Raw genomic sequence first — 12,427 nt, forward strand, 5'->3', positions numbered from 1 at the left:
AAAGTGAACAGCAAAGTATCGATACTTTTCATACATTGCAGTATGAAGTTACTGAACGTGATGATCTTCTAAACCCTGACATTAAAAGGATTTTAGAAAAACCCGTATTTGGAGACATAAGCTATCAGCTGGTTTTTGATGCCCTCTGGGCAGACTTATATCCATCGCCATACTCAGCCCAATGAGCGTACTTTTGCTAACGTTACGTTTCCTATCATTAGCTCATCCCCTTCTAATAATGGCAGTCATAGTGCTTACACGCTCAATAATCGCAACTTAACCGGCACCATTAAACTCAAAAGTGGTCATCATTTATATTATATTGCGCCATAAACCGCTTATCATTGACTGGATATCATATCGCTACTGGTTGCCATTGATGGCAGCGATCATGCTGTTTATTATCGCTTTGCTGTATATGCTCAATCGTCGCACCAATTGGGAACAGCTACTGATTTATACGGACAATCTAAGTAGCCACGCAAAAGAAGCCTATAGTCCGCCGCCTTTTTTGCAAAAAAAATCTACGCCTGAGTTTCTGCGTTTAGGCCATGCGCTGAGCCGTGTCAGCTACCAGCTGCATAATGACTATCGCCGCATTAAAACTTTAACACACCGTCTTGAAAGTTTGGTTGATCAATCCCCTTTACCGATGCTGATGATCATGCGTCATGGTCAAATCAGCTTTTTCAATAAACGCTTTGAACAAATATTCATGTCTTTACCGCAAAGCGATAGCAACTATGAACTGACGGATTTTATCGCGGGTAAAGATGAATCCACGCAACGATTGCTGCAAACGTTATCCAACCTACGCGTCACTCGTACCTTAACAGTCTATGGGTTAGAAAATGAACAGGCTTACCAATTGCACGTTACGCCATGGTTTGGTGAACATGGTCAGGTTCACGGCTTTACCGTACTGCTGAATAATGTTAATGAATTTGCCAGTCAAATAGGGCAATTACAGCAACAAAATCAACGGCTACAACGCCAAATTGATGAGTTTAATACAATTAAATCGACGATGGGTCATGATTTGCGCCTTCCATTAGAAGCAATGATTGACACGCTAGAACCGATTGATCCTGAGACATTGACTGCTGCGCAGAATGACATTTTAATATCTTTAATTAAAAGCAGTCAGAGTATGCTAACGACACTTAATGATGTGCTAGACATCGAGGAGATAGCGGTAAGAAAAACCCGCCTAAGCATTGAGCCTGTTGATATTTATAGACTGGGGCAACAAGTCAGTCAGTCATTTATAGAAAGGATAAGGCAGCAAGGACTTGAGCTGCTGTATTTTTTTACACCTGACAGTCCGCGTTGTATTGATACAGACCATCAGCGCCTACAGCAAATCTTGTACGACTTATTAGATAATGCAGTGAAATTTACCACTTCTGGCTATGTATCTCTGACCATCGAAACGGTCAGTAATGCAGAGCTATTAGCAACAAAAAACCGAAGCTTAGTAAATCTTAATAAAGACCTTACACTGATTAAAAGTAGTCAAATCAATAAAGACAATCCCAATCATGCCTCACACGACTGGATTCGTTTTAGTATAAAAGACAGCGGTATGGGCATCGATATAGCGAAGCAACATCAACTGTTGGTTCAGCTTAATAAAAGCAACAACCAAAACACCCATCGAAACGTTAATTACATTCAAAAGAATACGACTGGGCAAGGCCTAGGGTTAAATAACGTCAATAGTTTTGCGCGATTATTGGGTGGTTTTATTGAAATAAAAAGCACGATGACTGAAGGCAGCAGTCTGAATCTTTATCTGCCTTGCAGACGTCCAAACTATCAGCCTATTTATCATCATAGTCAGCATTTGACTCATATCCATCTAATAGCAGTGATTAAACAACCACTACGTGCCAAACATCTGCGCGATTTTTGTGCATATTTATCGATGTCAGCTACTATCTATACCTCTATAGATAAATTAGATCTACAACAATTAAACGAAAAACTGGCGCAAGACGAGCAAAGGCTCGCCCCTATCTTGCTATTAGATTACGAATATTATGAAACCCTGTCTATTGCTTCCGCTAATCAGGCGATAGGGAATGATGATAGACAAAAGCATTAAATACCCTACTCGATAATCCGTCGCTACCAAAGATACTACTCAGTATGAAACCTGAGCGCCGTATTCCCTCTATATTATTAGATAAATATGAAGGATTCTTGAGCAAACCATTAGATGCGACTTTATTGCTCTCTGAATTACTGCGCTTAACCTTACCAGCGAGACAGAAGCTGGTTCAAGCCATAGAGATAAAAGAAGAGAATAAGCAGCTAGCAAACGAAGCAGATAAAGCTGCCAACGAGAATGTATTGCCACTTATCTTGGTAGTAGAAGACAGTCCAACCAATCAGAAAATAACGTGCAAGATATTGAGTAAACTTGGTTATCGTAGTGTAGTCGCAGAAGATGGTCAGCAAGCGTTAGATATGCTACAACAACAGCGTCAAGATATCTCACTCATTTTGATGGACTGTCGCATGCCTGTCATGGATGGGCTACAGGCTACCCAAGCGATTCGTGCGCAAGGCGATAAAATTGCGATTGTGGCGCTGACTGCAAACAACACCAAAGAAGATCGCGACGCTTGTATAGAAGTAGGAATGGATGAATTTTTAGCCAAACCGATCAATAAAAAGAGCTAGAGTCGGTTTTACAGAGCTTCATAAAATCATGACAATCTGTAAAACCTACTTTTTAGGTTTAAGTTTTTACTTCATAAATAAGCTACTTCATAAATAAGCTACTTCATAAATAAGCTACTTCATGAACCAATTATTTCATAAAACCATTATCTGCTAAAAATGCTTCTGTAATTTGGCTTTGCGGACTTGGCGTATTCATACCACTGGTTTGCGACTTATTTAACAAACGTTCTAAATAGCGCGCGACGATATCCACTTCGATATTGACTTTATTTCCAACCAGCCAATGCTTAGCGATATTGGTCACTTGTGCGGTATGTGGAATGATATTTAAAGAGACAATATTGTCTCGTACAAGGTTGGTCGTCAGACTAATACCATCAACCGTGATGGAGCCTTTGGTCGCTGTATAGTGCGCCAGCTCTTGTGGTATCTCAATTTCGATATAGATAGAGCGCGCATCTTGTTGCAACTTACTGACCACGCCGACGCCATCGACGTGACCCGCGACGATATGACCACCAAAACGCGTGGTTGGTAGCATCGCTTTCTCTAAATTCACTGTATGACCAGCTTTTAAAGTTTCTAATGCGGTACGAGCGATAGTTTCACGTGAGACATCGACCGAGTAATGATTACTCCCTAGGTCTACGACGGTTAAGCAGATACCATTGGAGGCAATAGAATCTCCTAGCTTCACATCACTAAAATCCAAACCATCAGACTCTATCGTCAAACGTATATCACCGCCCGTAGGCTGCATGACTTAACCTTTCCAACACTCTCTATAATTCCAGTAACATATCGACCTCATTTCATTATGATATTGTCTTTATAGACAACATATCTTGATCTATTAAGATTGTGGCAGCATTGTCTAAGCCAGTTTTTTATGGCAACTTGGGCTTAATTGAGCTATGATGGGAGAGATTGTGGATAAGTACTGATAAATCAATCATAATGTATTAAAAACCCGCATTTCCGTTAAGTATCCACAGAAAACAAGATATGACTAACATCAATAAAGCTTAGTAAATAAAACCTAAGTACTAATTATATTGAATTAATATCAATTTTTTTATAAAAGACCTAGTTTTCTGTTTCATGTGAAACAAAGTTATGCACAGTTTCATGTGGAACCTTGCACAACACTGGCTGTTTATCCAAATTGAGCAATTATTTAGCACAAACTGTGGATAATCTGTTTATAAATAACCAGTTATAGCGGTAATAAAGTTAGTTTAAGGTCAGGACTTAATGTTTCATGGCTATAAATATTAAAACGCAACTGCTGAGCTAGAGACAATGGGTTAAAATCAACCATCGGTCTGGCTTGCGCGCCCAACAAACAAGGCGCCTGATAAACAATCAACTCATCTACCAATTGTTGGCTTAAGAAACTACCAGCAACACTAGCCCCTGCCTCTACCAACACGTCATAACACTGATGATCACGGACTAATTTTTTTAGTAATTCAGTCAAGTTATCTTCGCGCCAATAAATCGTATCCGGTCGACGGCATAATTGATAGTCAGACTGTAAGCTGTGTTCTAAGCGCTGCCGCCTATCGAGTACGACAACCTTAGGAGCAGGAACTTGTTCAGGTGGCACAGCTAATTGGTTGGAACGTACATTAAGCTGTGGATTATCCGCGATAACCGTCTCACTACCGGTAATAATCGCGCCACTTTGTGCACGTAGCTTCTGCACATCTTCGCGGGCAGCCGCTGAGGTAATCCATTTTGACTCGCCAGATGCCATCGCGGTACGACCGTCAAGGCTAGTGGCAATTTTAAGTCGTACATAAGGCATCTGGGTGCGCATTGCCTTTAAAAATCCACGATTTAAAGCTTCTGCTTGCTCGGTTAATATACCGACTGTCACTTGAATCCCAGCCTGCTCTAACAGTTTTACACCGCGTCCTGCCACTTGCGGATTGGGATCGAGCCCTGCGATTACGACACGTTTCACACCAGCACTAATAAGACCCAAAGCACAAGGTGGCGTACGCCCCGTATGACTACAAGGCTCTAAAGTCACATAGGCAGTTGCACCTAAAGCCCTCGCACCCGCTTCTTTTAGCGCAAATACTTCTGCATGAGGCTGACCAGCTTTCGGATGAAACCCTTGACCGACGATCGCTTCTGCTTGCACGATGACACAGCCTACCGCTGGATTAGGTCTGGTGGTATATAAACCCTGTTTGGCTTGTTCGATCGCAAGCATCATAAAGTAGCGGTCTTGCGCATTCTGAGTATGGTTTGAGACTGGCATAAAAGTAGACTTCATTAGATTACAGAAAATTCTATCTAAGAAAAAAATTGAACTAAAGAGTAAATAGGTAAGATTCGATTGTATTCATCAATTTACTTATCATTTGGACGAATATTTGCAATCTCTTGATGAAAAGCATCAATATCTTGAAAGTCGCGGTAAACACTAGCAAAGCGCACATAAGCAACATCATCTAACGTTTTAAGCTCACTCATGATGATCTCACCCAACACCTTGCTACTGATTTCGCGCTCACCCATCTGTCTGACACGCTTCTCAATACGACTGATCATCGCTTCTTGTTCATCAATGGTGATAGGGCGCTTTTGCAATGGTAATAAAATAGAGCGGCGCAGTTTTTCGTTATCATAAGGCTCAATTTTACCGCTTGACTTGATGATTCTTGGCATCACTACTTCTACCATCTCAAAAGTAGTGAAACGCTCTTGGCAGCTATTGCATGAGCGGCGACGACGGACTTGCGCACCTTCTGCTGCCAGACGCGAATCAATAACTTTAGTTTCTGACGCGTTACAATATGGGCAGTGCATAGCGTTTCCTTATTTTAATATTAAGCGCAAGAGTCACAAGTCACAAGTCACAAGTCACAAGTCACAAGTCACAAGTCACAAGTCACAAGTCACAAGTCACAAGTCACAAGTCACAAGTCACAAGTCACTACTTATAAGACCAAATTTTCTGAGAATTGACGAGTTGTATCAAGCAATTCAAAAAAATCGGCTGGTTATTTTCCAATACAGAAACTACCAAAGATTTTGCCCAACAAGTCATCCGCACTAAACGCTCCCGTAATCTCACCCAAACTGTTCTGAGCCTGACGTAAGCTTTCGGCGACTAATTCACCTGCTTGAAACACCGTTAACTGCTCGTGCGCCTCTGCTAAAGAGTCGGCTGTGCGTCTAAGTGCATCTATATGACGTGTGCGAGCAATTAGGCTGTTTTGGTGAAAACCGACCTTAGCACATAAGGCTTCGACCAGATTATCGATACCAGCACCTGTTTCACATGAAACATTAATTTGTTCATAACCACGTTCTTTTATTGCGATTTGCGAGACAGAGGGTATTTGACTGCTACTATCATCTAGTAAGTCACTTAACAAATCACTCTTATTAGCAATAATCAATAAGCGTTTGGCCTCTGGTAACTCACCAAATAATTGTTCTGCAAGCTGTAGCGGCGTACTTTCTTCTTCAAGATCACGAGTCACATCGTAGACCATCAGCAGCATATCAGCTTGGGTAATGGCTGTACGCGCACGTTCAATTCCAATACGCTCTACCGTGTCTTCTGTGTCACGCAGACCCGCCGTATCGGTAAGATGAAGTGTCAAACCGTTGAGCACCACGGTCTCTTGCAGCGTATCACGAGTCGTACCTGCAACGTCAGTAACGATAGCGCGCTCTTGCCCTGCCAGACGATTCAGCAAGCTTGATTTACCCGCATTTGGTCTACCTGCTAAGACCACATGAATACCATCACGTAGGAGCTGACCCTGCTTGGCGGTCGCCAATACTTGCTGTATCTTGTCTTGCGTTTGCTCCAGTTTACTTTGTATGACGCCGTCTGATAAAAAATCCACGTCTTCTTCGTCAGGGAAATCAATCGCCGCTTCAACATGCAAGCGAAGATGAATAAGCTGCTCTAATAGCTGATTAATCTTCTTTGAAAACTCACCACTTAGCGAGCGAATGGCACTACTCGCAGCGGCAGCACTGGTCGCATCAATGGCATCAGCGATAGCCTCTGCTTGTACCAAATCCAATTTATCATTATCAAAAGCACGATAAGAGAATTCCCCAGCACCCGCTTGTTTTGCGCCCAGCTCAAATACCCTTGCTAGCAGTTGGTTTTGTAGAATCATGCCGCCATGCCCTTGCAGCTCAATCACATCTTCCCCTGTGAACGAATGCGGGCCTTTAAAGTACAGCACTAACCCTTCATCAATTACTGTACCATCAGCCTGATAAAAACGACAAAAACTGGCCATACGTGGCGTAAAAGCAGACTTACCCGTTAGTGTACAGGCAATGTCATAAGCACGCGCACCCGACAGACGTATAACACCAACGCCACCTCTTCCAAGCGGTGTGGCAATAGCCGCAATCGTGGCCAAGCCAGATGCTTTAGGTGGTTCAGATGCTTTAGGTACGTTTGACGCCATCTCTAGGGAATCCACAATTACTCTCAATAGCTAAAAACTCCATTATAGACGGCTGGACACAGACTGACAAAGCAAACTTTAAATAGCCATGCTTTGCGCTTATTTTATTTCAGATCAGTGAGCGATAATAGAAATGTCACACATAAAAAAACCACCGCCGTAGCGATGGTCTTTTATCAATTGATGAGCTACTTAGTCCAATACTTTAACAGTACGACGCTTTTGCTCTTCTTCGACTTTTTTATTGACATATATGATTGCTGAGTCATACTAAACAAGTTGTTGACTGTCCAGTATAGTACGAGACCCGCTGGGAAAAACAGCATGAAAGCAGTAAAAATGATTGGTAAGAACTTCATCACTTTCGCTTGCATCGGATCAGCTGGCTGCGGGTTTAGCTGCTGCTGTACAAACATCGAGGCACCCATCAGCAATGGTAAAATAAACCAAGGATCCATCGCCGATAAATCCTGAATCCATAAAATCCAAGGCGCATGACGCAGCTCAACACTTTCAACCAATACCCAATATAGCGCTAAGAAGATAGGCATTTGCATCAAAATAGGCAAACAACCTGCCATTGGATTGACTTTTTCTTCTTTATAAATAGCCATCATTTCTTGCGACATCTTCATTCGATCGTCGCCATGCTCTTCTTTAAGTGCGGCTAATCTTGGTGCAATCGCACGCATCTTCGCCATTGAATAGTAACTCTTATTCGAGAACCACATCAGAGCAATTTTGACTAAAATCGTCAATACAATGATTGACCAACCCCAGTTACCTATGACTTTATGAATACCGTCCAAGATGGCAAATAAAATTTTCGATATTGGCCATAACAACCCATAATCAACCGTTTTATTAAGGCCTACTGCCACATCTTTTAGCTCAGATTGTACTTTAGGACCAGCGTATAACGTGGCATCTAATGTCACTTGTTTATTTGGCGCGACATTGACAGGTTGACTGTTGAAACCGATGAAGTAATCATCGCCTGTTTCACGGCTAAAGAAAGTAGCGGTAAAGTTTTCAGGTATCCATGCTGATACAAAATAATGCTGCACAACACCAACCCAACCTTTATCGCTACTAACAGCTAGCTCACCATCATTAAAGTCTTTAAATTTGAGCTTATTGTATGGATCATCAGGAGTACCCCAAGCACCGCCTAAATAAGTCGCCATACTAAGCGCACCTTTATCAGACATACCTGGATCTTTACTGTCATCACGTTTCAACTGGGCAAATAGCTGACCTTGCCACGGTTGTGTAGAAGCATTTGTATTTGATAGCTAATATCAATCGGATATTTATTTTCAGTAAAGGTAAATGTCTTAGTAACGGTCAAGCCATCTTTTTTATAAGTAAGCGGTACTGACAGCGTCTGTTGCCCTGCTTCCATGACGTAATTATTAGCAGTATGGCTGTATTTGGCACGACCTTCTGCAGTATCAATACCGTTAGGACCAATAAGACCAGACTGAGCCACATACACGCGATTACTATTATTCTCTAGCAATACGAAAGGCTTATCGCTATCGAGCGTTGCGTCATACTGCTTAAGAGCAGCATAAACAATATCGCCGCCTTCTGGATTGATCTTTATATCATAGCGATCGGTAGTGACCGTGATTAATCCCGTGTCTTTAGCAGGCGTTGCCGTCACAGCATCATTAGCGACTGTATTGTTATCAACAGGCAATGTCTGTACCGGAATATCACCTGCGGCACCAGTTGTCGAAGGGATGTCAGCACCTACTGAAGCAGTGGTTTCTGACACCGCATCTACAGCTGGCGCATCGGCATAATCATCTCGCCATGCCAAAATCAGCAGATAAGCGGTGATTAACATCGCAATGATGATCATCACCCGAAATATCTTTTGCATAAACCTTTCCTAGATTAAAAAATTAGGGAATGAAAAATTAGGGCATGTGTCATGACCGTACAATTATCATCGTATGTGACAACAGTATTGCCAGTCATTTACATAAAATGTGCATCATTTTACTAAAAATCTGCCTTAAATGATACCAAGAGTGTGGATAACTTGTGGGTAACTAAATAGATATCCACAACTTCGCAGTCTATGATGAACGTTACGTTATTTTCATCATATGGTTTAAGCGAGACACATAGCTTTTATTATCTCTAAAAACATATAAACCTTGAACTTTGACACTAGTAGCTAGTTCGCTAAAAGGTACATATTGATAATGATAAGAAGATAACGGTAGCGGCACAAAATCAATGCCGTGTCCACCCAAAGGATGACAACTGCCGATACGTTTTAATAATAACCAACTGCCTGCTCGGACACCATGCCATGCCAAAGCTTGTTTACCATAATTCGAGCACGTAGGGTAATAGCGGCAACGAGCAGGTAATAGTGGACTTATTAATTTTGATAAAAAATAATAAAATAATAAATACTCTTATAAAGGAAATTATTTAAATTAACCAATAAAAAATTCATTTTATTTTTTTCTATTTTCTTAATAATATTAATTATTTGATTTTTTAATTCTTTATTATCTATATCTTTTATAGATTTTTTAACAATAAAAACAATATCTTTATTTTCTAAAGAATGAGCCTTTATACGAAAATGCTCACGTATTTGACGCTTGATTAAATTTCGCGCGACAGCTGTAGGAACTTTACGCTTGGTAATAGCCATGCCGACTCGTGGCTTACCATGATCATTGGTACGCACAAATGCCATTAGATGGCTCTGATGAAGCTTACGCTCAGGTGCATCAAAAACCTCACGGAAGGCTGCAGGCGCGAGCAAACGCTGCTCTTTGGTGAAGCGAGCATTAGCTGCCGCTGAAACAGTATTGGACATAGCACAACCTAGTATAAGAGCGAATAACGGTAGCGGAAATAATAGCGCAGAAATAACAACAAAGTACAGAGACAAAAAAAGCGCCGATGTGGGCGCTTTTAATATATGGCTAAGTGTCAGTTGTGGTGATTGACTATCGCAATCTATAAATAATAGAAACACAACAAGCACTATAAGCCATGCTTATCGCAATCTACTGATTATACAGTAAGACGATGACGTCCTTTAGCGCGGCGACGAGCTAAGACCTGACGGCCCTTTTTAGTTGCCATACGAGCACGGAAACCGTGAGTACGTTTACGCTTGATCACGCTTGGTTGGAATGTACGTTTCATAACTCACCTATCAAAATAATGGACTAAATTCGTAATAACGGAGGATTATACCACCGCATAGAATCTGGGTCAATGAACTAATTTAATCTATGTCGATGCAGACAGATATTTTGACAGAGGAAATATCATTTTAAATGATTCATCGTGTGTAAAGTTCATATTCATAACTAAAAAATAACGACTCAGTTAATTAATTCAGTGATGGATTCCTAAAAGTTATCCACAGTTTTGTCGAACTCTATAATAATTAACTATTAATATATATAAGTATTGTTGTTATTGGTAGCTCGATTATCTGTGGCTAAGTAAGTTTTCCTTTTTATTATCAATATATTGTACTATGGGTAAACCTGTGGATAACCTGTGGGCTAAATATGGATAACTCACCTTTCAAAGTTATGCACAAAAGTATCCACAGCCTTATCCCCAAAAAACAAGGTTTTATCCACAGGGTATTTGTGTTAGATTAGCCCCTACTTAATATATGGCTTCGTATAGTTTATCAACGTAACTCCCAATATGGTTTCCAACGGAAATAATTGCGGAGAATATTAAGGGCTACGCAACAGATCACACTGCTAAAACACAAATATTATTTCAAATTATAGGGTTAGTATTTTTCATGATAGACACAGCAAATATTTGGGATAAATGTCTAAATGACCTACGATATAACGTCAAAGACAACGTATTTACTATGTGGTTGAGACCATTGTCAGCTCATCAAGAGGCGCAAACGCTGACTATACTTGCTCCTAATGATTATTTTGTGACTTACATCAAAAAAACCACTTGCAAGAGATACAGCAGCTGGTTGCTAAGCACAGTCAGGGAAGTATCGAAGAGGTGGTTGTGCGTGTTGATAACGCTGGCCGCGATAATGAAGACAATCGTCAATTGCAATCAGGGTCTTTGTTTGAAGAAGATAAACCCTCCCCTACCCCTGCAGATCATAAGTTTGAAACCATTCATCATAAAAATGCAAAAGCAGATATTGATGCTAATATGCGTCATGCAGAATTGGTTGATTCTGCTGATGCTAAGTCGTTGAGTTATCTAAACCCTGACTTTACTTTTGAAACTTTTGTCACTGGCAAGTCTAACAATTTGGCTTATAAAGCCTGTTATGAGCTTGGTAAGCGCCAATCAAAAAATCGACACAATCCTTTATTTATATACGGACCTTCTGGTTTGGGAAAAACGCATTTAATGCATTCTGTAGCACATCGATATTTAAAAATAATCAAAGTTTTTATTATTTCACTTCTGAAAAATTTATTAATCAATTGGTTTATTCATTAAGAAATAATAAAATAGAAGATTTTAAAAAGAAAATTAAAAAAGTGGATTTATTGATTGTAGATGATATTCATGTATTGGCAGGAAAAACCAAAAGTAGTAATGAGTTTTTGACATTATTTGCAGATTTTACCAGTGGTGATAAACAACTGATTTTGGCTTCAGATCGTCATCCTTCGCAAATGACCGAATTCGATGAACGTTTCAGATCGCGATTTTCTTGGGGGCTCACTGTAGCAGTTGATCCGCCTGAGATTGATACTCGTGTGCAAATTTTGCAAAAAAAAGCAGCTTCATATGGTATGACACTGCCTAAAGAATGCGCATTATTCATCGCTCAAAACGTGGTTTCAAATGTTAGGCGTTTAGAAGGTGCTCTAAATCAAGTCTTTGCCAATGCTAACTTGACGGGTGCACAGATTACTCTTGAAATGGTGCAATATGCGCTAAAAGACATCGTCGCGATGCGTGTGCAAGCTGTGAATATGGATAATATTCGCAAAGTGGTTGCTGAGTATTATGATGTGACCATCAAAGAAATGATGGGTCGTAAACGCACGCGCAGTATTGCCAGACCGCGTCAAATAGCGATGGCATTATCGCGTGAGTTGACTGGTGATAGCTTTCCTGAGATTGGTCAATCATTCGGTGGTCGCGATCATACAACGGTGATGCATGCTTGCGATAAAGTTAATGAGCTACGAGCAGCCGATCCTGCTTTTGATAAGGATTACAAAACACTGGCATTGATGCTGCAAGCGGGTTAGCAGGTCGCGGTATCACTATGTTTTAGT

At 40.7% G+C, this 12,427-nt stretch carries 9 protein-coding genes and 3 pseudogenes; 4 read left to right on the forward strand and 8 right to left on the reverse strand.

Features of this window, described 5'->3' with window-relative positions; genetic code table 11:
• Positions 1 to 138: 138 nt before the first annotated feature.
• The 3 genes from G7Y90_RS03470 to G7Y90_RS03480 are packed head-to-tail and all read left to right on the forward strand — an operon-like array spanning position 139 to position 2,688.
• On the forward strand, positions 139 to 333 hold the full coding sequence (locus G7Y90_RS03470; protein WP_250163398.1) for a hypothetical protein: 195 nt from the start codon (positions 139 to 141) through the stop codon (positions 331 to 333).
• A 58-nt stretch (positions 334 to 391) separates the two neighbouring features.
• Entirely contained in the window at positions 392 to 2,107 is a 1,716-nt protein-coding gene (locus tag G7Y90_RS03475) for a PAS domain-containing sensor histidine kinase (RefSeq protein WP_250163399.1), read from the forward strand.
• Between the two features lie 44 nt (positions 2,108 to 2,151).
• Positions 2,152 to 2,688, forward strand: a complete 537-nt coding sequence (locus G7Y90_RS03480) for a response regulator (RefSeq protein ID WP_250163400.1) — start codon at positions 2,152 to 2,154, stop codon at positions 2,686 to 2,688.
• Positions 2,689 to 2,818: 130 nt separating this feature from the next.
• On the opposite strand, the pseudogene G7Y90_RS03485 reads toward G7Y90_RS03480, so the two are convergent.
• From G7Y90_RS03485 to rpmH, 8 genes and pseudogenes are all read right to left on the reverse strand, one after another.
• A pseudogene (locus tag G7Y90_RS03485) lies at positions 2,819 to 3,480 on the reverse strand (riboflavin synthase).
• Positions 3,481 to 3,907: 427 nt separating this feature from the next.
• A complete protein-coding gene (ribD, locus tag G7Y90_RS03490) occupies positions 3,908 to 4,963 on the reverse strand; it encodes a bifunctional diaminohydroxyphosphoribosylaminopyrimidine deaminase/5-amino-6-(5-phosphoribosylamino)uracil reductase RibD (protein WP_250163401.1) in 1,056 nt (351 codons plus the stop codon).
• 92 nt (positions 4,964 to 5,055) lie between these two features.
• On the reverse strand, positions 5,056 to 5,514 hold the full coding sequence (nrdR, locus tag G7Y90_RS03495) for a transcriptional regulator NrdR (RefSeq protein WP_045453932.1): 459 nt from the start codon (positions 5,512 to 5,514) through the stop codon (positions 5,056 to 5,058).
• A 194-nt stretch (positions 5,515 to 5,708) separates the two neighbouring features.
• Complete coding sequence (mnmE, locus tag G7Y90_RS03500; RefSeq protein ID WP_250163919.1) at positions 5,709 to 7,148, reverse strand: tRNA uridine-5-carboxymethylaminomethyl(34) synthesis GTPase MnmE; 1,440 nt, start codon at positions 7,146 to 7,148, stop codon at positions 5,709 to 5,711.
• Between the two features lie 192 nt (positions 7,149 to 7,340).
• Positions 7,341 to 9,039, reverse strand: a pseudogene (gene yidC / locus G7Y90_RS03505) (membrane protein insertase YidC).
• 211 nt (positions 9,040 to 9,250) lie between these two features.
• Positions 9,251 to 9,550: a membrane protein insertion efficiency factor YidD gene (gene yidD / locus G7Y90_RS03510; RefSeq protein WP_502937415.1), complete on the reverse strand. Its 300-nt coding sequence runs from the start codon at positions 9,548 to 9,550 to the stop codon at positions 9,251 to 9,253.
• Positions 9,550 to 9,999 (reverse strand): ribonuclease P protein component, encoded by a 450-nt coding sequence (gene rnpA, locus G7Y90_RS03515; RefSeq protein ID WP_250163402.1) that lies wholly within the window; start codon positions 9,997 to 9,999, stop codon positions 9,550 to 9,552. Before rnpA ends, yidD begins: the two co-directional genes overlap by 1 nt.
• 200 nt (positions 10,000 to 10,199) lie before the next feature.
• Positions 10,200 to 10,334, reverse strand: coding sequence for a 50S ribosomal protein L34 (gene rpmH / locus G7Y90_RS03520; RefSeq protein WP_007394757.1), 135 nt, complete (start codon positions 10,332 to 10,334; stop codon positions 10,200 to 10,202).
• 622 nt (positions 10,335 to 10,956) lie between these two features.
• Here rpmH and dnaA point away from each other — a divergent pair.
• Positions 10,957 to 12,400, forward strand: a pseudogene (dnaA, locus tag G7Y90_RS03525) (chromosomal replication initiator protein DnaA).
• The last annotated feature ends 27 nt before the right edge of the window (positions 12,401 to 12,427 follow it).

Source organism: Psychrobacter sp. WY6 (genome assembly GCF_018448495.1).
Lineage (GTDB): Bacteria > Pseudomonadota > Gammaproteobacteria > Pseudomonadales > Moraxellaceae > Psychrobacter.

Excerpts from the sequence above, each read along its gene's own strand:
- G7Y90_RS03470 (WP_250163398.1), top strand. The coding sequence starts at position 139 with ATGCCCTCTGGGCAGACTTATATCCATCGCCATACTCAGCCCAATGAG.
- G7Y90_RS03475 (WP_250163399.1), top strand. The coding sequence starts at position 392 with ATGCTGTTTATTATCGCTTTGCTGTATATGCTCAATCGTCGCACCAAT.
- G7Y90_RS03480 (WP_250163400.1), top strand. The coding sequence starts at position 2,152 with ATGAAACCTGAGCGCCGTATTCCCTCTATATTATTAGATAAATATGAA.
- ribD (WP_250163401.1), bottom strand. The coding sequence starts at position 4,963 with ATGCCAGTCTCAAACCATACTCAGAATGCGCAAGACCGCTACTTTATG.
- nrdR (WP_045453932.1), bottom strand. The coding sequence starts at position 5,514 with ATGCACTGCCCATATTGTAACGCGTCAGAAACTAAAGTTATTGATTCG.
- mnmE (WP_250163919.1), bottom strand. The coding sequence starts at position 7,148 with ATGGCGTCAAACGTACCTAAAGCATCTGAACCACCTAAAGCATCTGGC.
- rnpA (WP_250163402.1), bottom strand. The coding sequence starts at position 9,999 with ATGTCCAATACTGTTTCAGCGGCAGCTAATGCTCGCTTCACCAAAGAG.
- rpmH (WP_007394757.1), bottom strand. The coding sequence starts at position 10,334 with ATGAAACGTACATTCCAACCAAGCGTGATCAAGCGTAAACGTACTCAC.